This window comes from Armatimonadota bacterium (genome assembly GCA_016789105.1).
Lineage (GTDB): Bacteria > Armatimonadota > Fimbriimonadia > Fimbriimonadales > Fimbriimonadaceae > UphvI-Ar2.
In genome coordinates this window covers 15,637-35,987 of record JAEURN010000006.1, presented here as the reverse complement: position 1 = coordinate 35,987, position 20,351 = coordinate 15,637, and the positions used below count along the sequence as shown (strand labels likewise).

Below are 20,351 nucleotides of genomic sequence, written 5' to 3'. Positions count from 1 at the left end.
TCGCGATGGGCTATAATATCTATCGAGAGAGGATTCGACTGCTTGGAAATCCAGTTCGACAACGCCCAGATCAGGAAGCTCTGCAACGATCACAAGTTGCTGGAGAAGAAGCTGCAGCGTAAGCGCGCCGAGTTTGCCGCGGCTCGATTGCTGCAACTGACGCACGTCGAAAACCTCGCCCAGATGAACCAGTTCCCGCAAGCCCGATGCCATCCGCTGCTCCATGGCGGAAGGAAGGGCCAGCTCGCCGTCTGGGTGGACAACAAATTCAGAATCGTCTTTGAACCCGCTCATGAGCCTCGTCCAACCAAGGAGGACGGGAGCCTCGACTGGGAGCAGGTTACGGCCATCAAGATCATCGAGATCGTTGACTACCATGATTAACTCGCGCCACGAATACAATCCGTCCGTCGTCGTGCCCCCAGGGCTGACGATTGCGGAGACTATCGATGCCCTGGGCATCAGCCAGGGCGAGCTGGCTGCCCGTCTCGGCATGTCGCTTCCAACGGTGAACAAGATCATCAATGGAAAGGCACCGATCCTTCCCGAGACCGCTCTTGGACTTGAGCGTGTGCTGGGCATCGCCGCGACGTTCTGGAATCGATATGAGGCGGCCTATCGCGACTTTCTCCTCCGACAAGAAGAGGCTGAGAAGCTCGATGATGAACGCTCGATCTGGAACTCCAAGCCGCTTCGAACCGTGATCGAGGCGATGATCAAGGCCAAGATGATTCCCCTGAGAGAGTCGGAACTGGGGCTTCGAGAAGAAGTGCTCCGATTCTTTGGGATCGCGTCGTTCAAGCAATATCAACCGATGTTGGCCGTTGCAGAAGGGCGCTATCGATCCGCGGCGTTTGAGGCCGATCCCCATGCTATTCACGCCTGGCTTCGGCAGGGCGAGTGGATCGCGAAAGGAATCGAGACCAAGCCGTATAGCGCCTCGAAGCTCCGAGCTTCGATCAGCAAGATGCGCGACCTCACCGTGCGAAAAGCCGATGCGATTCAGAGTGACCTGGTGAAGCTCTGCGCCGATTGTGGAGTTGCCCTAGTGTTCGTGCCAGAGCTGTCAGGGACGCATCTCTACGGTGCGGCTCGATGGCTCACTCCAACGAAGGCGCTTGTCCAGCTCTCACTCAGAGACATGACGAACGATCAGCTCTGGTTCAGCTTCTTCCATGAGATCGGCCACATCCTGCTCCACAGCAAAAAGGCCTCGTTCATCGATTCGCCTGAGGATGGCAGCGGGTCAGGAGAGATCGAGCGCGAGGCAGACCTCTTTGCCAGTGAGACTCTGATCAAGCCAGAACAACTCAGTCGGTTCCTTGTGGACCATCCGAGACCCATCGTCGAGGACATTCAGCGCTTTGCCGCCCGCATCAATCTCCATGAGGGTGTGGTCGTTGGACGACTTCAAGCGTTGGGAGTAGTTGACACCCGATTTGCCAATGAGTTGAAGGTCACTTTCCACTGGAGTGGCCGCGCACAAGGCTTGAGGAGCGCTAATGAAACCAATTGACTTTACATCGCTGCCAGGTTATCAGGAAATCGTTCAGCTCATCCAGTTGTTTGAGTCCATGCCTGTCGATGAGTGTGTTAACGATTCGCGCCGTGAAACTGCAGTCGCCTTCGCAGTCAGCCGATTGCGGTCTGCCTCTTTGCCCGATCAAAAGCGGGATGAAATCATAGCTCGAATCAAGAAACTTGAATTCGATCCGATGATCGACTATGACTACAACGAGGACGGCGAACTTGAATACGCATATTTCAAATCGCAGGAGTTAGGGGAGCAGGCTGACACTGTTCTGACATACCGCTTCAAGCGGGATATCAAACGAGAGTTATTGGAGGCTCTGTCTTTTTGCGAACCTGTCCACGACAAGAGTTCCGCGGCGCAACAACCCCCGAGGATTTCACTGGCGTTCATCGAAGACCGAACCGTCCAAAGCATGCTCGTCGAGAGATGGAATGAGGCATGGCAGTGCACCAGTCTGGGTCTGTTACTCTCGGCAAGTGCCGTTCTGGGTAGCGTTCTTGAGGGAGCGCTGGTCTATTACTTCGAGTTTGTTGCGGACCAGACGGTGCGAGACAAGTACAAGCTCGGCGCGGACTCAGACCGTTGGAAACTGTTCAAGCTTGTTGAAGCGGTGGTCGCGGAAGTCAAGTTCCGCGCTGGGGTCCCCGAGCTTACCGACCAGATTCGTGAAGAGCGGAACTACATTCATCCGAACGTCAGCATGAAGAGCGAACCCCTCACCGTCGAAGGCCTCCAGACAAACTTTGCGATCATTAGCGAACTTCTTGCGAGATTAAGCGGCCATGCGGCTAAGGTGAAGCCTTGATCAAGGAGCTGGAAGCCTTGCCGCCGATGGATCGGTCGAAGTGGAAGCGAGTTCGCTTTGGCGATGTCGTTCGTTGCGTGGACAAGACCTGTCGAGACCCGCAAGCGGAGGGACTGACGCGGGTCGTCGGACTGGAACACCTCGATCCAGGTGAGTTGAAGATCACCCGTTGGGCGGACGTTGCCGACGGAACCAGCTTTACCCGCACCTTCAGAGCGGGGCAAGTGCTCTTTGGAAAGCGTAGAGCCTATCAGAGGAAGGCAGCAGTTGCGGACTTTGACGGCATCTGCTCAGGCGACATTCTCGTTTTCGAAGCTGACTCTAGCCGATTCTCCCCAGCACTGCTGCCGTTCGTAATTGCTTCCTCATCCTTCTTTGATCACGCCATCGGGACTTCGGCAGGCTCACTTTCGCCGCGGACAAAGTGGAAAGAACTGGCTGAATACGAGTTTCTCGTGCCCAGTTTCGCCGACCAGCACCGCATCGCTGCCCTACTCTGGAGCATCGAGGATTGCCGTTACAAAGTTGCCCAAGCCATCGCGAGTCTTGCGATGGTCAGGAAACTCATCCTACTGTCAAAGTTCAGGGGACATTCCTACAAAAGCGTTCCATTGGGTGACGTTTTCGAAGTCCAACTTGGCAAAATGCTATCACCCAAAGCACGTCAGGTTGCAGATCAGTATCCATATTTGACAAATACGAATATTCAGTGGGGTCATCTCGATCTTCATGATGTACGGACCATGCACTTTGATGAAAGGGAGCGTGACAAGTTTAAGCTTCAAAAAGGCGATCTCTTGGTATGCGAAGGTGGTGAAGTCGGACGTGCAGCCATCTGGAACGGTGAACTCGCTGATTGCTACTATCAAAAGGCCCTCCATAGGTTGCGACCGCGTAGCGACTGTTACCTGAACGAGTTCTTGCGTGAACTTCTGAAGTTCTTCGCACAAAGCGGTGACCTTTCAAAGCTAACGGGCCATTCCACGATTGCCCACTTGACTGCTGAGAAGCTTCGGCAACTCCGCATCCCCAATGTGCCAGTCGCGGAACAGGCCGAGATCGTTCGAGTAATCACGTTACTTGACAATCAGAGTCAGCAATTGGAGGACCACACAGACTATCTCCAAAGGGTAAGAGGTGCGATTCTTAGTTGGGTGTGTGGATAGTGAATATGTTCAATGAACAAAATAGTGTCGAAGACTATATCCGTGACCTCCTCGCGGGTAGGCCGATCCAAGGAGTTGCGGAGGGACAAGCAAGCTATGGCGGACAACCCATCACGAGAGCGGCTCGCGGCATGGGCTGGCACTTCGTACCAGGCCCTCAACTCGCCCGCCAGACCACCGATGTGATGGTCGAGGCCGATGTGAAAGCGGCGCTGATCCGACTCAACCCTGAAATCGGCCAAAACCCCGATTATGCTGACGAAGTCATTTATCGGCTCCGCGCCATCGTCCAGTCGGTCCGAGATGATGGCCTCGTTCGCTCAAACGAGAAGTTCATAAGCTGGCTTCGGGGCGAGATGTCGATGCCGTTTGGTGCCAACCAAGAGCACGTCTCCATCCGCCTCATCGACTTCGAGAATCCCGCAAGCAATCATCTCGTGGCTTCGACCCAAGTCACCTTCGTTCAAGGGGTAGAGAAGCGGTTCGACCTGGTCCTCTTTGTGAACGGCTTTCCTCTGGTTGTTGGTGAGTGCAAGTCACCAACCCGTCCCGCTGTGAGCTGGGTGGATGCGGCGGACGACGTCCACAACGACTATGAGAAGACGGTTTCCGCCTTCTTCGTCCCAAACGTCTTCAGCTTCGGCACCGAGGGCAAGACCTACCGCTATGGCTCCATCGGCCTCCCGCTGGAGCACTGGGCACCCTGGCGCGAAGATGGCTCCGACATCAAGACAGGACTGAACGAGGTCCAAGAGGCTGTCGAGTCGATGCTACGGCCAGAGACGGTGCTCGACATTCTGGAGCACTTCACGCTTTTCGCGACGGGCAAGAAGAAGCAGAAGATCAAGATGATCTGTCGCTTCCAGCAGTATCACGCCGTCAACGGCATCGTGGATCGCGTTGTCCAAGGCCGCGTCCGCAAAGGTCTCATTTGGCACTTCCAGGGATCGGGCAAGTCGCTGCTCATGGTGTTCGCCGCGCAGAAGCTGCGGAAGCAGCCCAGCCTGGGTGCTCCTACGGTCATGATCGTGGTGGACCGCATCGACCTCGATGCTCAGATCACGGCCACGTTCAACGCAACGGATGTCCCGAACGTCGAGCCTGCCGAAAGCAGGTCGAAACTGATGGAGCTTCTGAAGGCCGACACCCGCAAGGTGATCATCACGACAATCCACAAGTTTGGTGAGGCAGATGGGGTCCTGAACGACCGCGGGAACATTATCTGTATGGTGGACGAGTGCCACCGAACCCAGGAGGGAGACCTTGGGCGCAAGATGCGGCAGGCGTTGCCGAACGCGTTCCTGTTCGGCCTGACGGGCACCCCGATCAACAAGCGGGACCGCAATACCTTCTGGGCGTTTGGCTCTGAGGAAGACGAGAGCGGCTACATGTCGAGGTATCGCTTTGATGAGTCGATCCGAGACGGCGCGACGCTCAAACTTCACTTCGAGCCTCGACTGATCGACCTCCGAATCGACCGCAAGACGATTGACGAAGAGTTCAAGACCATTGGGAGCGATCTCTCGGAATCTGACCTCGCCAACCTGAGCAAGCAGGCAGGGCGGATGGCGCACCTGATGAAGGCTCCAAATCGCGTGAAAGCGATTGCCGCCGACATTGCGAGGCACTACCAGGAGAAGGTCGAGCCGAACGGATTTAAGGCGCAAGTCGTGGTCTACGACCAAGAGTCGTGCCTGCTCATGAAGGAGGCACTCGACGAGTTGCTCCCGCCTGAGTGGAGCGAGGTTGTCATTTCGGTTGGCGCTGGAGAGGCCGATCCTCGGCTGACGAAGTACCGCCGAGACCGCGATCAGGAAGAACAGATTCTCGACCGCTTCCGCGATCCGCAGGACCCGCTCAAGCTGATCATCGTCACGGCGAAGCTTCTCACGGGCTTCGATGCTCCGATCCTGCAAGTCCAGTATCTGGACAAGCTCCTGAAGGAACACACGCTGCTCCAGGCGATCTGCCGCACCAACCGAACGTATCCTGGCAAGTCGCACGGCCTGATCGTGGACTACATCGGCGTCTTCGACGATATCCAAGCCGCCTTGGACTTCGACGACAAGTCCGTTCAGACGGTTGTCAGCAACATCTCAGAGCTGAAGGCGAAGCTGCCTGGATTCATGGCCAAGTGCCTCGGGTTCTTTGAAGGCGTTGATCGGACGGTCGCTGGATATGAGGGCCTCGTGTCCGCTCAGCAATGCCTTCCCAACAACGAAGTACGCGACGCCTTCGCGGCGGCTTTCTCGGCGCTCTCTCAGTGCTGGGAAGCTCTCTCGCCTGATCCGTTCCTCGCGGAGTTCACGGCTGACTATGAGTGGTTGGCGAAGGTGTACGAGTCCGTGCAACCGCCAAGCGGCAATGGCAAGCTGGTTTGGCACCGCCTGGGCGCGAAGACGTTGGAGCTGATCCATCGGAACATCCACGTCGATGCCGTCCGAACGGACCTCGAAGAGCTTGTTCTCGATCAGGAAGTCCTTGAAAGCATCCTGCTTCAGGACGATCCAAAGAAGCGCAAGGAGATCGAGATTCAGATCGTTGAGCGCCTGCGCAAGCATGGCAACCACCCGAAGTTCATCGCGCTTGGGCAACGGCTGGAAGACCTCAAGGAGAAGTTCGAAAAGGGTTTGATGCACAGCATTCAGTTCCTGAAGGAGCTGCTGCAGATTGCCCAGGAAGTCGTCAACGCTGAGAAGGAAGAGGCTGCCATTGATCCAACGGTTCAAGGCAAAGCCGCTCTGACCGACCTGTTCCAGAGCGTGAAGACCGAGCAGACGCCCGTGATCGTCGAGCGAGTTGTCAACGACATCGACGAGATTGTGCGGCAGGTTCGATTCCCTGGCTGGCAAGCGACCAATGCAGGCGAGCGGCAGGTGAAGCAGTCGCTGCGGCGGGCGCTCTTGAAGTACCAACTCCACCACGACAACGAGCTTTTTGACAAGGCCTACGACTACGTGAAGACTTACTACGCGATCTAACCATGGGGCGATCAAGCATTAATCGGGTGTTGGTTGTGGGTCACAAGAAGCTGGCCGTTTCGAACCCGATCATCTCCTGCTGCGCTTGGGAGAACTTGCTTAATCTGCCCGACATTGCTGATTTTGATGTGGTTGTGATTGACCTGCTTACGCTTCCCAGCGCCCAGGAAGATGTCAACTGGGGTGCTTTCTTGACCAAGTTCGACGTCGATTCGTTTCGCAAGGTGGTGCTGCCAGGTGGCCAGTTCGTTGTCATCGGCGATCCGAGGCTTTCTATTCCTGTCCCCGATGGTATGCAGAATACACGGCCTTTCCTCGCTTGGACTGGGTTTGACTTCGACTTTGAGAACGACGAGGGAAAGAACATCCGCAGGTCGGATTATTACGGACATAGATTTGCGTCTCGTTATCTCCAAAGACTCCAACGCTACACATGGTCGTACAGGTCCTCCGAACACTTTTCTCAAAGGGATGAAGAGAGGGTGCGAAAAGGAGATGACAGAGTGCGGTTCGATGAGGAGGTCTTTGCCTGGAGCCGCTCGGACCATGCCCTTGTACTCAAGCTGGTCTTGACGTTCGAAGTTTACATAAGCGAGTTCGGATACCAAGGTTCGTGGAGGAAGTCGTCCTCGCACGGCTCCCTCTGGCTGTTTCCCGAAATCAGTGAGACCCCAGAGGAGACGCTCAGACTAATCCTCTCAGACTTCTACAGCATGAGTCTCGGAGACGAAGAGCCAGGTTGGCTCGCCGAGGTGATCTTGCCGCATGAAGAAGAGTTAAGGAAGTCTCTTGCTCTCGTCAAGGAGGAGATCGTTCAACTGCAAGCTCAACAGTCCGATCTTGAGGCTGCATGTGCGGCGGCACGAAGGCCGCTTCGACTGATTTACGACTCTGGCGAATCCCTTGAAGACGTCGTTCTCGAAGTTCTGGCTGGGTTAGGCGGACACGTATCCAAGCCAGATGGAAAGGGGGAGGAGGACGGCTGGGTGAGCGTTCAGAATGGCGACGAGGTGCGGCACTTTGTTCTGGAGGTCAAAGGTGTCGCAGGCGACCATCTTGGGGAAGAAGGATTGAAACAGCTTCCCCACTGGGTGCAAAAGGGCATCTTGGAGCGAGAGATTCGCCCAAAGGGACTGCTGATCGGAACGGCTGCGCGTAACAAGCCGCTACAGGATCGGAAACTGCCCTTTAGCGACAACTTTCGGAAGAAAGCGGAACTTTCAGGGTTCGCGGTGCTAACTGGATTTGATCTTCTCGTGGCTCATCTGAAGGACTTGCAAGGTTTGCTCGACCGAGACCGTTTCTGGCAACTCCTATGGGAGACGAATGGGATTGTTGATCTCGGCTCGGCGATAGCGGATGTTCCAGGTGCCGATGAAGAAGAGACACAAGCATTGGAACAGGAGGGGGATGCCATGTGAGCTATGAAGCTAATCCAATTCAGAGTAACAGACTTCCGCTCAGTCAAGGACAGCGGATGGATCGATGTAGGAGCCGTCACTTCGCTGATCGGCACGAACGAGTCGGGCAAGACCAACTTGCTTCTTCCCTTGTGGAAGCTGAACCCCGCCCAGGATGGCGAGATCGACCCCATCGCGGACTATCCGCGAAGCCGCTATGCGGAAATCAAAGACGCCGACGAGAAGCCCGTCTTCATCCGTGCGCACTTTGAAGTTCCCGAAGATTTGGCGAGCCAGATCGCTCGTGACGTTGGAGCGAAGCCAGCCGAACTCTGCATTGTCGAAGTGTCTCGGGACTTCGAAGGGGAGTATTGCGTCGAGTTCCCGAACTTGACCAGCGCCAGGTGCCAGACCCATGCTTGGACGACCTTGACTCTCTCATTGGCGCGACAGGAGCTTGGAAAGCTTGTCGCGGCGGATGAAGACCAACGCATGCTCAAGACTAGGGTCGATGGGGCCATTGCCGAAGCCCTTAGCAAGGTTCCTAAGGGTGACCACGGTGCGGACGAGTTGCTTGAAATCTGCTCTGCGATCACCTCCGCGATCACCACTGAGGAACTGGCTACGGCAATCGGAAAGCCTGCTTCAAACGCCGTTACTCGACTGAAGGCCAGGGCAGCAAACCTCTCTCGCGAGCCTGGTGAGGTCAACGGCGTGGTCGAAACGATCCGTAAGGCAATGCCTCGGTTCACGTACTATTCGAACTACGGCAACCTTGATAGTGAGATTCTGCTTCCTCGCGTGATCGAGGACATGAAGCGGACGAATCTGGGACCCAAAGAGCAGGCTCGCACGAGGACTCTCAAGGTGCTCTTCGACTTCGTGCAGCTCAGCCCAGAGGAGATCATGGAGTTGGGAGTCGATCCAGGAGCCAACTACAGCCAGTACTCATCTGAACAGCTCGAAGAGATCGCGGCAAACAAGACCGAGCGAGAAATCCTGCTTAAGTCTGCGTCCGCGCGACTGACCAAGGAGTTTAAAGACTGGTGGAAGCAGGGCGAGTACGTCTTTGATCTCCAAGCGGACGGGAGCTTCTTTAAGGTCTGGGTGTCAGACTCGAAGCGCCCAGACCCCGTTGAGCTTGAGGGTCGCAGCACTGGACTGCAGTGGTTCCTCTCGTTCTTCCTGATCTTCCTGGTGGAGCGCAAGGAGAGCCACTCGAATGCGGTGATCCTTCTCGACGAGCCAGGCCACTCGCTCCATCCTCTTGGTCAACGAGACCTGTTCCGATTCTTTGGCAATCTGGCCGAAACGAATCAGATCGTCTACACCACTCATTCACCGTTCTTGGTGAACCCCGATCACCTCGACTTCGTTCGCGCGGTGTTCGTGGGCGACGATGGAGCAACTTGCGTCTCGGCGGACCTCCGCGCAGGGACCAATCCGAAGCAGACGACGAACTCGATCTACCCCGTGCATGCGGCCCTGGGATTGAGCGTCAGCGAGACTTTGCTTGAGGGCTGCCAGCCCATTCTCGTCGAGGGTGTTTCCGATCAGGTCTATCTGAGCGCCCTGAAGACGCTTCTGATTCGGAAGAAGAAGCTCGCGCCGAAGCGTGAACTTGTCTTCATCCCTTGCGGAGGGGCAAAAGGAGCGAGCACGGTGGCCGCCATCGTAATGGGCAAGGAGCACGAACTCCCGTTCGTGCTCTTGGACTCGGACACGATTGGTGTCAGCACGGCCAAGGCGCTTAAGTCTGGGCTGTATGCCTCGAACCCAGAGAGGGTGCTCCTGATCGGCGACATCATCGACATGGCTCGCGCAGAGATCGAGGATGTGCTTCCTCAGGAGACGGTCGCGAACGTTGTGACTCGACTCCTGCCACGAACTGATTCAGAAGACTTCGATCAGATTGTGGAGGCAGGAGCGCCTATCCTCCCTCAGGTCGAAGCCTATGCCGAGGAGAATGAGATCAAACTCGAACTCGGTTGGAAGGTTCAAGTGGCCACTCTCGTTAAGCAGCGACTCTTCCTGAAGGCCGACGAGTTCCTCAAGAACGACGAACTGGTCGAGCGCTGGTCCCTGATCTTCAAAGCGCTGAAGGTATAGGCATCTGAGTGGCGGCGGGAAGTTTCCCGCCGCCCCTCCATCCGTATGAACGGCATGGTTCCAATGCACAAGTCCGCGACCTCGCACCACAGGGCCTTCAGAAAATCTAGTGCGCCATGCTGATTCGAACATTCACTTGGCGTAGAACAAGGCAAGCGACTTACGATCACAACGGACACTAATGAGGGGCAGTCAAGAGCTGCGCACTTAAATAGCCCACTCCCATCAAGGGAGCTGTGATAAGAGAAACGTCTTACACGTGTCGATGCTCGAAAGAGATATGTAAGAACCTAAAAAGGTGTGGTGTTTTGATAGATGCAACCCCCTTCGGTCGATCATTGGATTGCCGAGGGGGTTGTCGCTTTTATCGATATGTCCGCACTCAGAAAGTTGTTGGCGACTTCCGATTAGGATCGGCTGGCCAGCGTTCATAAACTCCGAAGTCGCTGAGCCATTCTCGAACCTCTCTTCGAGTGGGTACAGGCAGAATGGAATCCGTAGTTGCGTCCACGGTGAATAGTCCGTCTCGATGGACGGTGAAGATTGCCACGTCTAGCTGGCGATCCATGAACTCGGAGCGACCGACAAACATCTCTTCCTCGATTTCCTCCCAGTACGATTCTTCTCCTTCCAAGAGGCCCTCGAAAAATCCGTCAGTTCGTGCACCGTTGCGGTGACCCAGGATGGGGTGCCACTCGCCGTCCGAGTTTACGGCGAGAAATGAATACAGCCCGCAGGACAACTCCTCGGATGGCGCTTGGACCATTCGGGGCAGATCGGGCAGCGTGAAGGCCGTGGTCGGATTTTCGTCGATTGACGCAGTTTGTCTGTTCATCTCCTCATATGAGTCGGATGTGTGCCGCAAATCAGAGGGAAACTTTTCGCATCTCACCTCGTGTGACTCGTCTGTCTACATATCTTTTGAACTTAGAATGCGCGCTAGCGTTTGCCGCATGCAGACGTCAGTCTCCTTAAATCAAAAAGTTTCCCCCTGGCTCGGAAGAGCCTTCTTCCTACGTTTGGGATGCGAGCGAAACGATCAGCAGTTTCATCCACCCGAAAGAGACGGCTAGCTCTCCTGTTGGAGACGAGTGGCGGCGGCGCTGCTACTCAGACCGATCCGTGGCTTCAGGCCACAAGAGTGCTTGTTGAAATTTCCAAGAAGTCGAAGAGCTCGGCTGCCCCGATCCAAGGCACTAACATCAACTGAAGGCAACTATGAAGAGACGAACCCATTCCGAATCGAATCGATATGCGCTTTACGCAAGAGTGTCAACGGAGGATCAGGCCGACCGCTCTTACCCCTCGGTCGATGCGCAACTTGAGGCGCTGAGAAGCTGGGTTTACGAGCGAGGAGGCTCTGTGGTCGGCGAATACAAGGAAGAGGGTGTCTCTGGCACCAAGACCGAGCGGCCATCTTTGTCCAAGCTTATGGCGGAGTTACCAGTGACTCAGGCGACTGTTGTTCTAACAGTGGCCTTGTGTCGCCTCGGACGAGGGGCCGCGTATCACGTGATCGAGGATCGCCTCAATCGCATTGGAGTGGTCTGCCGTTCGATTGACATGCCCGAGGACGATGGCTTTGGAGCGCGAATTCAGCGTAACGCCAGACACTTCATGAATAACGTTTATGTTGACTACATCAGCGATGTGACCAAGAAGAAGATGGAGCAAATGGTCAAGCAAGGATTGGTCACAGGATGTCTCCCGTTTGGACTGATGGGAAAGCCGATCAACGATAACGAAGAAAATGGGCCTCAGATCGCAGTTGCGCATCCGCAAGAGGCTCCGATTGTGGTTGCGGCGTTTGACGTCTTTCTGAAGCAGCGAACCTTGGCCTCGGTTCGAAATTTCCTAAACGATTCGACCGCCAGAAAGTGGACGACAACGACCACTAAGCACCTACTGCGCAATCGTCGATACGTTGGCGTACACGAGTTCGGAGAGTGGACCAACGAGACGGCGTGGGAACCCATCGTGGATCGAGGCGTCTTCGAGAAGGCTCAAGAGATTCTTGCGTCTCAGGTTCGAGCCGTACGTTCGCCCCGTTCAGATGACTACGTGTATCTACTTCGTGAGCTGATCTGGTGCCCACACTGCGGGTGTCGATACACCCCCTCCGTTGCAAAGGGAGGAGCGGTTCGATATTACGAATGCCTCCACGCAAAGAAGAAACTGTCCAACTGCCCCGTGGCACGCGTGAACTGCGAAGCACTCCACCGAACGATCCTCGCTGAACTGGCTCGCCATGCAGAGCATCAGACGGTGATGCATCAGGCCATCGCAGAGTCACACGCCTGGTCAGAACCCGAGCAGGAGAAGGTTGCCCTTAGAGCTGCGCTGGCAGAACAGCGACGACAGCTTTCGATCAAGCAATCGAACTTGCTGAAGGCAATCGAGAATGGTCAAGTGATTCAAACCCTGTTGGATCGATTACAAGAGTTGGAGCAAGAGATCAAGGTGCTCGATGCGAAAATCTTGGAAGCCGATGAACTCATCGCCCGCTCAACGGCCAAGAGACCAACTGCAGCCCAAGTTCAGTCTGTGTGGGCCTCGGCTCTTTGCCTGTGGGAGCAAGCCGACGACGATCAGAAGCAGACGATCTTGAGAGGACTTGTCCAGCGCGTGGAGATGCGGGACAAAGACAGAGCAGTGGTCTCCATCTCTCCGTTTTTTTGTTCCGAACCTCTAGGGTTCGGAACAACGGAAAAGATGGGTGCGGGAGTCGGATTTGAACCAACGACCTCCGGGTTATGAGCCCGACGAGCTACCAGACTGCTCCATCCCGCAGGAGAGATTATGCCCTGTTAACGCGCCTTAACTTGGGACTATTTCCGTTGAATATGCAGATCATAACCTAAGACGACTTTTCGACCGCGAGACAATCGGGCTCAACGGTGAGTGGCATACGGCTACCGACAAAGTCTCTTGTGCACTTGTTGGCATATTCGGCCCGCAAACTATCTGCTCGAGCCAGCTGACGCTGGGATTCTCAAATTCATTTTGAATTAAGTGATTTCCACCAAAATACTCCTTTCTTTTCACTACTTTCATAGCATGATTCCCATTTGCGATATGATTTGCGATATCAAAAGCATAAAAGGAGAAGGCCGGCGGGCGACCATATTGGACTTGATTTGATGATTCTTTGCAGTACAATCTGAATTCCATCTCATGTTCAAAATCTCGATCCTTAAGAAATGCAGACAGTGCCGGGAACACAATTTCAATCAATTTTTCTTGATATTGCTCCCATCCGGCTGTTCCGCACAACCGTGTGTAAACAAGGAATACATAATCTAGCAATTCCCTAAAGACAGCAGCATTATAAGTCACTCTTGCAAGAATTGCCGCGCTTGGATCTATCTCCATTAACAACCGAGTATTGACCACGAGCATGCAACCGGCTCCTTTTCTCCCATAAGCCTCCCACATGAAAATGCTGTCCTTTGAACCACTTAATGAAAAAATAGATGAGGACTTGGCTAAAATATTGTGCTTAAAATGCTGTGAAAAGTCATTACACTTTGTCTTCAGGAATTTTTGGGTCTCTCGGACGCCACTTTTAAGCTCATTCCTATCATTTAGCCAAGTTGCGCTTCGCATCCACAGCGCGCCACTTCGATTATGGCCCTCCGGGGAAATGGTAGTGCCACTTACATCACCTAACAGCAGACCAAGGGCAGATTCGTACGAAGTATAATGATATAGTCTTGCAGGGTATTGTCCGATTTTATTACCATACTTTCTTACATAAAAATCTTCAATAATAAATGGCACTGCACTAAATGGCAAGTCGCGAATCACCATTGGATTGCTTGCATTGGAGCGAACAAGCATTTCCAGGCGAGAAACGACAGGGTGATTTGAGATGATATCTGGGTCTTTCAACCCTCTAATATTACTCAGAATACAGACCCTACCGCCCCTTCGACCAACCCCGCGACGTCATCCCAATCCGTTTCCGGTCCCAGTTTGATGCCAACCCACCCTTTGGGGCCGACATACGGCGGAATGAAAAAAGGGCTCTGGCCACCAATTGGAGCCGAACCCTCACTCCCTCCCCTCCCTTGCCCCAGACTTGGGGCGGGAGGCTCTCCGGACACCAGTGCCGCCGCAACCCCCGGCGGGCAGGGCACCCACAAGGCAACCCAATCCACCCCGTGGTGGTAGTCGGCAAACATTCCCAGGCACCGCTTGCCTTTCCAGAACCAGGCAGGCGACCCGTGCGAAAGCCGTTCTTCAACTTCTGGGTGTGCCAGGTAGAGGGCCCGAATGCGGTCGAGGGGTTCCATGCCTCATGGTAGCTGGATCGGCCCCGCCGATGCCGGAGGCGAGAGACAGGCGGTTGGAATTTGGCTGAACCCCGCAAAAAAACTCCCCCGGGTTCCGCAGAACCCAGGGGAGCTGAAATGACCTGCTCTCAGGCGGTTAGAAGTCCATTCCGCCCATGCCGTCCATGCCTCCCGGCATGCCGGCTCCGGCCTTCTTCTCTTCCTTCTTTTCCACGACCAAGGCTTCGGTGGTCAGCACCAAGCCGGCGATGGACGCGGCGTTTTGGATGGTAGACCGGGTGACCTTGGCGGGGTCGACGATGCCGGCTTTGACCATGTCGGTCATTTCGCCGGTTGCGGCGTTGAGGCCCATGCCGGGTTTGCCGGCGCGGACTTCGGTGACCACGACGCTGCCTTCTTGCCCAGCGTTTTCGGCGATTTGCCGGAGCGGGGCTTCCAAGGCGCGCTTGACGATGTTGACCCCGGTGAGTTCGTCGCCTTCCAGCTTGAGGCTATCCAGCGCGGCCGCGGCCCGGAGTAGCGTGGTGCCGCCGCCGGGGACGATGCCTTCTTCGACCGCTGCGCGGGTTGCCGAGAGGGCGTCTTCGTATCGGTGCTTCTTTTCTTTGAGCTCGGTTTCGGTGGAAGCGCCGACTTTAATGACGGCAACGCCTCCACTGAGTTTGGCCAGCCGCTCTTGGAGTTTTTCGCGGTCGTAGTTGCTGTCCGTGGTTTCGATCTGGGCTTTGATCTGGTTGATCCGGCCCATCACGTCGGCTTTGGAACCAGCGCCTTCGATCACGGTGGTTTCTTCCTTGGTGATGACGACCTTTTTGGCGGTGCCGAGCATGTCAAGGGAGACGTTTTCGAGCTTGGTGCCCAGGTCTTCGCTGATGAATTGGCCTCCGGTCAGGATGGCGATGTCTTGCAGCATGGCCTTGCGGCGGTCGCCAAAGCCAGGCGCCTTGACGGCGGCGATGTTGAGCACGCCGCGGATCTTGTTGAGAACCACGGTGGCCAGGGCATCGGCTTCGATGTCTTCGGCGATGATCAGGATCGGGCGGCGGGCTTGAGCGGCTTTTTCCAGGAACGGCAGCAAGTCTTGGGCGCTGCTGATCTTCTTTTCGTGGATCAGGATGGCCGGGTTATCAAGCACGGCTTCCATGCGCTCGGGATCGGTGACGAAGTAGGGGCTGATGTAGCCGCGGTCGAACTGCATCCCTTCGACGATTTCGACGGTGGTTTCCCGGCCCTTGCTTTCTTCGACGGTGATGACGCCATCTTTGCCGACCTTGTCCATTGCGTTGGCAACTTGCTCGCCGATTTCGGGGTCGTTACCGGCGATGGTGGCGACGAACTGGACTTGTTCCTTATCTTTGACCGGCTTGGCTTGCTTTTTGATTTCGGCAATGACCGATTCGACGGCTTTGTCGATGCCCCGCTTGACGGCAATGGGGTTTCCTCCGGCGGCGACGTAGCGCAGCCCTTCGTTCACGATGGCTTGAGCAAGGACGGTGGCGGTTGTGGTGCCGTCCCCGGCGACGTCGTTGGTTTTGCTGGCGACTTCCTTGCAGAGTTGGGCGCCCATGTTTTCATAGGGGTCGTCGAGCTCGATTTCTTTGGCGACGGTCACGCCGTCCTTGGTGATGGTCGGGCTCCCCCATTTCTTGTCGAGGACGACATTGCGGCCTTTGGGGCCAAGGGTGACCTTGACGGCATCGGCGACTTTGTTGACGCCGCGTTCCAGGGCGCGGCGGGCGTTTTCATCGAAAATCAGGTGTTTTGCAGGCATTGTTTGTGTTCTCCCGTTTATTTGCCGACCACGGCATAGATTTGGTCTTCGTCGAGGATGGTGAGTTCGTCGGAACCGAGGGTGACTTCGTTGCCCCCGTATTTGCTGAAGATGACGCGGTCGCCAACCTTGACGGTCAGGGCGTTGCGTTTGCCGTTTTCAAGCATCCGGCCTTCTCCGACGGCCACGACTTCGCCTTCTGTGGGCTTCTTTTTGGCCGAGTCGGGGAGGATGATGCCTCCAGCGGTCTTTTCTTCGGCGTCAAGGGGTTTGACGACGACTTTGTCTCCGAGAGGTCGAATGGATGACATAGTGTTGTTCTCCGTAGTTGTGCGGGGCGACCAGGTTTGGCACTCTCGTCGCCCGATTGCCAACATTGTACTTATGGAGACGCCCTTTCGTTGGCAGAGATGGGACTAGAGTGCCAACGTCCCGGCGACAAATTAGTTGATCCGATGATATTTTGCTTGCACCGCTGCCCTTTTGCCAGGCATACTGATCCCATGTCGATGGCCATGGATCTGAACAGCGCCCTCCAAAACAACTATGTGATGCAGGGGCTGAACGTCGCCCAGATCTCGCTGATCTCGCAGATCGCGACGACCAAGGACTTCAACGGGGGCGACACGCTGGTTCGCCAGTTCGCCAAGGATGCGGATCTGTTGATCATTTTGGATGGCACCGCAAAAATCAAAACGTTTTCGGGTGAAGAAATTGCCCAGGCCGGCCCCGGTTCGGTGATCGGCGAAATGTCGCTGATCGACGACAAGCCGCGGTCAGCCACCGTGATCGCCGCCGGACCGGTGCGGGCGGCCGCCATCAGCAACACCGACCTCTGGAAGCTTATGGATAGCGAGCCCGAGATTGCCAAAACGATCCTCCTCAACATTTCGCGGATCCTGACGGCCCGGCTCCGGGCCGCCAACGTTGCGCTGGACGAAGTCGTTGAACGATAGAGCTTCTTGCGGCAAAACCAGCAATTAGCCTGAGCCATTCCCGACATTTCCAAGGAAAGAAGGAACTGTCTGGAGTGGCTTTACCATGTCAGTTTCCCAACCGCAATCTGCCCGGCTGGTGCCTCAACCCAACGCCTTGGCCTTGATCCCATCGGCCATTGCCTCGGCCCACCGGCTCCTCCCTCTCACCGCCAACGACCGGCAAGTCGTCTGCGCCGGTTCTGGCAACTTGGACATCGATTTCCTGACGCGCTTGCAGTTCCGGTTGCAACGGCACTTGACCGTGGTCCGGGTGCCGGAGCCGATTTTTTCTGAGGCGTTTGAAAAGCAGTACGGAACCCGGGAGGTTCCCCTAGCCGGATCGTTCTTGGATTCCTTATGCCCCGAACCGCCCGAACTGCGCGGCGAACCCAACGGCAACACGCTTGAATGGGCCCGCCAAAGTTGCAAGGTCACGGCCATCGTCGGGGCATCCGGCGGGGTTGGGGCAACAACGGTGGCCGCCAATCTGGCCGCCCTCCTGGGATGCCGCAACCACATGGTGGCCCTGTTGGACGCGCAGTTCAGCCGCCCAGCCGCCCACATCGCCTTGGGGTCGCGGCCATCGCACACCATCCGTGATTTGGCCCGCAAGCGGGTTGGGGCTTGGGACGCGATGACAACAGCGAGCGGCGGGGTTCGCCTGATCGCCGGCGAGCCCGGTGCCAGCGAATGCGCCAGCTACGGCTATGCGGAACTCTCGGCATTCGGCGTCGCCCCAGAACAGCTCTCAAGCCATTTCGACCACTATCTGATCGACCTGCCCGGCACCGCGAGCCAGAACACGTTCAGCCTGGCCGCCCGGGCAAATCAGATCCTGCTGGTGACCACCTTGGAGCCGGCCGACCAGCATAATGCAATGGTCTGGGCCCAGGCATACTTGGCCCAACACCCGGCTTCGAACATCCGACTGGTGTACAACCGGTGCCGTTCTGACCGAGAAGCCAAGTCCGCGTTTCTCAAGTTCCGGGCCCACATGGAATCTGATGCCGTGCAGTATGGAGGGGCCATTCCCGATAGCAAGTGGAGCGACAAAGCGTGGGCCTGCCGAACCCCCTTGGCCCGGTGGAAGCCGGGCGATGCTGCCTCCAAGGCCATCAAGTCGCTGGCCGAACGGTACTTCCCCGATTTGCGGACGGCAGAAGCAACGGTTCACCCGGCGCACGTTGCCACAGCCTGAGCCCACCAAGCCACCCCGCACCTAAGCCCCATAACCGAGCCCGCAGACGGGCCCGGTTATGGGGCCGTTTTGAATCCGGCTAAAGTTTGTTCCACATCCCGCCAAAAATCTCACACAACGATGGCCCGAAAAGGGCCAGAAGAACCACGGAGTGGACAAGAGTGAGCCTTAGGATTAACACCAACATCCCCGCGATGACGGCCATGCGCCAACTATCGCTGAATGAAGACCGGATCACCGGTTCGGTGACGCGGCTCAGCACGGGCCTGCGCATCAACACCGCCGGGGACGACCCGGCCGGGATGATCATTTCGGAAGGTCTACGTTCCCAAATTCGGGGGATCAAGCAAGCGATCCGCAATTCGCAAGACGCCGTCAACATGAACAAGACGGCAGAAGGCGCCCTCGACGAGGTCAGCCAACTCCTCCTTTCGATGCGCTCCCTCGCGGTTAGCAGCGCCAACACGGCAGTTGTCGATGCGGCCCAGTTGCAAGCCAACCAAAGCCAAATCCGCAACATCGTGGCTTCGCTGAACCGGGTTGCCGAGCAAACCAGCTGGGGCGACAAAAAGCTCCTCAACGGCGCCAGCGGCACCATTGCCAACATCACCGACATCAACGATGTCAACAGCATGTACATCGGCAGTTCGTTCAGCGGCGAAACGGTGCGATCCGGTTCAATTTCCATGACCCGCATCACGGCGGCAACCAACACGACCACGGGTGCGCTGGCCACATCATTTGCCAACTCAAACGCCCCCGTCGGACAAGGCGTGATCGCGGTGAACGGGGTTTCGTTCTCAAGCGAACCCGGCGAAACGGTGACCTCGTTCATCTCCAAGCTCAACGCCAAATCAGGGTTGACCGGGGTGTTGGCCAGCTTCAACGGCTCGAACGTGGTGTTGACTTCAATCGAATTCGGGAGCCGGTTCCCGATCCAATACACAGAAACGAGCAACATCCTCAATGGCGGCTCGGGCGCGACGGGCACCCTTGGCTCAGACGGCGTCTATGATGTCACCGTCCCTGTGGAACCGTCCCCGAACACGGCGACCGAACGGTTCACCGGCGGCCTTGGCCCTGGGGTGAGCGGGTTGGACCTGCAGTCCCCGAGCGGGAACCGTCTGAACCTGACTCCGGCCGGCAACCTCGTTTCGGCACCAACGACCATCGGTTCGGTCACGGTCGGAGCGGTCCGGTTCCAGATCGGCGCCGGGGCCAACCAATTCGCAAGCTTCTCACTTCCCAGCGTGTTCGCCAAAGATCTGGGCACCAATGTGTTTAGCGGCAAGAGCATTGACACCGTTGACGTGACGTCCGAATCGGGTGCCACCGAAGCAATCCAGATTGTGGACGCGGCCATCAAACAGCTCGGCCTCATCCGCGGCGACATCGGCTCTTTCCAGGCCAACTTCCTCGATTCCAACATGCGCTCGCTGGGGATTGCCCAGGAAAACTTGACGTCTTCGGAAAGCACTATCCGCGATGCCGACATGGCCGAGGAGATGACCGAATACACCAAGTTGAACATCCTGCGGCAAAGCGGGATGTCGGTTCTGGCGCAGGCCTCCCAAGCGCCGCAGAACATTCTGCAACTGTTGCGCGGTGGCTAGCGTTAGTGCCCGTGCTGGTTGAGGATGCCTTCGGCGATGAAGATCGGGGCATCAACCCGGACGGCGAGCGCAATGGCGTCGCTGGGCCGCGAATCGACGATGAGTTCTTCCCCGTCGGAGTTCTCCAAGACGATCTTGGCGTAGTAGGTGCTGCCGACAAAGTCGTCGATGAAAATGCGGTTGACCTGGCCGTCCAATTTTTCGATGACCTTGTTGAGGAGGTCGTGGGTCATCGGCCGGTCGGGCTGGTGGGAGTCGAGTTGCAGGCTTATGGCCATCGCTTCGAACCCTCCGATCACAATCGGAAGCTTGCGTTGCCCATCGCTGAGCAGGACGAACCGTTGAACGGTTTCTTGCGATTGGGCGGCAAAAACTGCCTCGACTTTAACTTCAACCGGATTGCCGAAATCGACAATCGCATCGAGTTCGTCGGACTCTTCGTACGGGAAGAACGAAGGCGGTTGGCCAAGGTCTTCCGGTTCGCGGCTCTCTTCCGACATCG

Annotated in this window: 17 protein-coding genes, 1 tRNA gene and 1 pseudogene; 12 read left to right on the top strand and 7 right to left on the bottom strand. The window is 56.4% G+C overall.

Translation table 11 applies throughout. The annotated features are described in order from the left end of the window. Positions 1 to 42: 42 nt before the first annotated feature. From JNM28_05810 to JNM28_05780, 7 genes are read left to right on the top strand one after another with little or no spacing between them, the layout of a single operon-like run. Entirely contained in the window at positions 43 to 384 is a 342-nt protein-coding gene (locus JNM28_05810) for a killer suppression protein (GenBank protein ID MBL8067942.1), read from the top strand. Beyond that, complete coding sequence (locus JNM28_05805; protein ID MBL8067941.1) at positions 377 to 1,516, top strand: helix-turn-helix domain-containing protein; 1,140 nt, start codon at positions 377 to 379, stop codon at positions 1,514 to 1,516. The genes JNM28_05810 and JNM28_05805 overlap by 8 nt, the downstream gene beginning before the upstream one ends. Continuing rightward, a complete protein-coding gene (locus JNM28_05800; GenBank protein ID MBL8067940.1) occupies positions 1,503 to 2,339 on the top strand; it encodes a hypothetical protein in 837 nt (278 codons plus the stop codon). The genes JNM28_05805 and JNM28_05800 overlap by 14 nt, the downstream gene beginning before the upstream one ends. Further along, entirely contained in the window at positions 2,336 to 3,505 is a 1,170-nt protein-coding gene (locus JNM28_05795) for a restriction endonuclease subunit S (protein MBL8067939.1), read from the top strand. The genes JNM28_05800 and JNM28_05795 overlap by 4 nt, the downstream gene beginning before the upstream one ends. A 5-nt stretch (positions 3,506 to 3,510) precedes the next feature. Next, positions 3,511 to 6,486, top strand: a complete 2,976-nt coding sequence (locus JNM28_05790) for an HsdR family type I site-specific deoxyribonuclease (protein ID MBL8067938.1) — start codon at positions 3,511 to 3,513, stop codon at positions 6,484 to 6,486. 35 nt (positions 6,487 to 6,521) lie between these two features. Further along, the gene (locus JNM28_05785; GenBank protein MBL8067937.1) at positions 6,522 to 7,907 is read left to right on the top strand and encodes a hypothetical protein; all 1,386 of its coding nucleotides are present in this window, start codon (positions 6,522 to 6,524) and stop codon (positions 7,905 to 7,907) included. 3 nt (positions 7,908 to 7,910) lie between these two features. Continuing rightward, a complete protein-coding gene (locus JNM28_05780; GenBank protein MBL8067936.1) occupies positions 7,911 to 9,995 on the top strand; it encodes an AAA family ATPase in 2,085 nt (694 codons plus the stop codon). 382 nt (positions 9,996 to 10,377) lie between these two features. On the opposite strand, the gene JNM28_05775 is transcribed toward JNM28_05780, so the two are convergent. Further along, a complete protein-coding gene (locus JNM28_05775; GenBank protein MBL8067935.1) occupies positions 10,378 to 10,830 on the bottom strand; it encodes a hypothetical protein in 453 nt (150 codons plus the stop codon). A 383-nt stretch (positions 10,831 to 11,213) separates the two neighbouring features. Here JNM28_05775 and JNM28_05770 point away from each other — a divergent pair. Together JNM28_05770 and JNM28_05765 are read left to right on the top strand one after the other, a co-directional pair. Then, positions 11,214 to 11,684: pseudogene (locus JNM28_05770) on the top strand (recombinase family protein). Positions 11,685 to 11,900: 216 nt separating this feature from the next. Beyond that, the gene (locus JNM28_05765; protein MBL8067934.1) at positions 11,901 to 12,752 is read left to right on the top strand and encodes a recombinase zinc beta ribbon domain-containing protein; all 852 of its coding nucleotides are present in this window, start codon (positions 11,901 to 11,903) and stop codon (positions 12,750 to 12,752) included. Here the strand turns inward: JNM28_05765 and JNM28_05760 are convergent. The 5 genes from JNM28_05760 to groES form a co-directional block, all read right to left on the bottom strand. Then, positions 12,709 to 12,785 (bottom strand) — tRNA-Met (locus JNM28_05760). The two genes, JNM28_05765 and JNM28_05760, sit on opposite strands and share 44 nt — an antisense overlap. A 60-nt stretch (positions 12,786 to 12,845) precedes the next feature. Next, entirely contained in the window at positions 12,846 to 13,886 is a 1,041-nt protein-coding gene (locus JNM28_05755; GenBank protein ID MBL8067933.1) for a hypothetical protein, read from the bottom strand. Between the two features lie 14 nt (positions 13,887 to 13,900). Further along, on the bottom strand, positions 13,901 to 14,290 hold the full coding sequence (locus JNM28_05750) for an MmcQ/YjbR family DNA-binding protein (GenBank protein MBL8067932.1): 390 nt from the start codon (positions 14,288 to 14,290) through the stop codon (positions 13,901 to 13,903). Positions 14,291 to 14,426: 136 nt separating this feature from the next. Further along, positions 14,427 to 16,061, bottom strand: a complete 1,635-nt coding sequence (gene groL, locus JNM28_05745; protein MBL8067931.1) for a chaperonin GroEL — start codon at positions 16,059 to 16,061, stop codon at positions 14,427 to 14,429. A gap of 17 nt (positions 16,062 to 16,078) precedes the next feature. Next, positions 16,079 to 16,372 carry a co-chaperone GroES gene (groES, locus tag JNM28_05740; GenBank protein MBL8067930.1) on the bottom strand — a complete coding sequence of 98 codons (294 nt, stop codon included), beginning with the start codon at positions 16,370 to 16,372 and terminating at the stop codon, positions 16,079 to 16,081. A 192-nt stretch (positions 16,373 to 16,564) separates the two neighbouring features. Between groES and JNM28_05735 the strand changes: the two genes are divergently transcribed. The 3 genes from JNM28_05735 (at position 16,565) to JNM28_05725 (ending at position 19,849) form a co-directional block, all read left to right on the top strand. Further along, positions 16,565 to 17,017 carry a cyclic nucleotide-binding domain-containing protein gene (locus JNM28_05735; protein MBL8067929.1) on the top strand — a complete coding sequence of 151 codons (453 nt, stop codon included), beginning with the start codon at positions 16,565 to 16,567 and terminating at the stop codon, positions 17,015 to 17,017. 85 nt (positions 17,018 to 17,102) lie between these two features. Beyond that, complete coding sequence (locus JNM28_05730; protein MBL8067928.1) at positions 17,103 to 18,236, top strand: hypothetical protein; 1,134 nt, start codon at positions 17,103 to 17,105, stop codon at positions 18,234 to 18,236. A 161-nt stretch (positions 18,237 to 18,397) separates the two neighbouring features. Next, positions 18,398 to 19,849 (top strand): hypothetical protein, encoded by a 1,452-nt coding sequence (locus tag JNM28_05725; protein MBL8067927.1) that lies wholly within the window; start codon positions 18,398 to 18,400, stop codon positions 19,847 to 19,849. Positions 19,850 to 19,851: 2 nt separating this feature from the next. Here the strand turns inward: JNM28_05725 and JNM28_05720 are convergent, their stop codons facing one another. Continuing rightward, positions 19,852 to 20,349, bottom strand: coding sequence for a bifunctional nuclease family protein (locus tag JNM28_05720; GenBank protein MBL8067926.1), 498 nt, complete (start codon positions 20,347 to 20,349; stop codon positions 19,852 to 19,854). Positions 20,350 to 20,351 lie beyond the last annotated feature (2 nt).

Bases quoted from the DNA above. Each gene is read 5' to 3' on its own strand.
- JNM28_05735 (MBL8067929.1), top strand. From the start codon at position 16,565: ATGTCGATGGCCATGGATCTGAACAGCGCCCTCCAAAACAACTATGTG.
- JNM28_05775 (MBL8067935.1), bottom strand. From the start codon at position 10,830: ATGAACAGACAAACTGCGTCAATCGACGAAAATCCGACCACGGCCTTC.
- JNM28_05800 (MBL8067940.1), top strand. From the start codon at position 1,503: ATGAAACCAATTGACTTTACATCGCTGCCAGGTTATCAGGAAATCGTT.
- groES (MBL8067930.1), bottom strand. From the start codon at position 16,372: ATGTCATCCATTCGACCTCTCGGAGACAAAGTCGTCGTCAAACCCCTT.
- JNM28_05730 (MBL8067928.1), top strand. From the start codon at position 17,103: ATGTCAGTTTCCCAACCGCAATCTGCCCGGCTGGTGCCTCAACCCAAC.
- JNM28_05720 (MBL8067926.1), bottom strand. From the start codon at position 20,349: ATGTCGGAAGAGAGCCGCGAACCGGAAGACCTTGGCCAACCGCCTTCG.
- JNM28_05780 (MBL8067936.1), top strand. From the start codon at position 7,911: ATGAAGCTAATCCAATTCAGAGTAACAGACTTCCGCTCAGTCAAGGAC.
- groL (MBL8067931.1), bottom strand. From the start codon at position 16,061: ATGCCTGCAAAACACCTGATTTTCGATGAAAACGCCCGCCGCGCCCTG.
- JNM28_05790 (MBL8067938.1), top strand. From the start codon at position 3,511: ATGTTCAATGAACAAAATAGTGTCGAAGACTATATCCGTGACCTCCTC.
- JNM28_05750 (MBL8067932.1), bottom strand. From the start codon at position 14,290: ATGGAACCCCTCGACCGCATTCGGGCCCTCTACCTGGCACACCCAGAA.
- JNM28_05805 (MBL8067941.1), top strand. From the start codon at position 377: ATGATTAACTCGCGCCACGAATACAATCCGTCCGTCGTCGTGCCCCCA.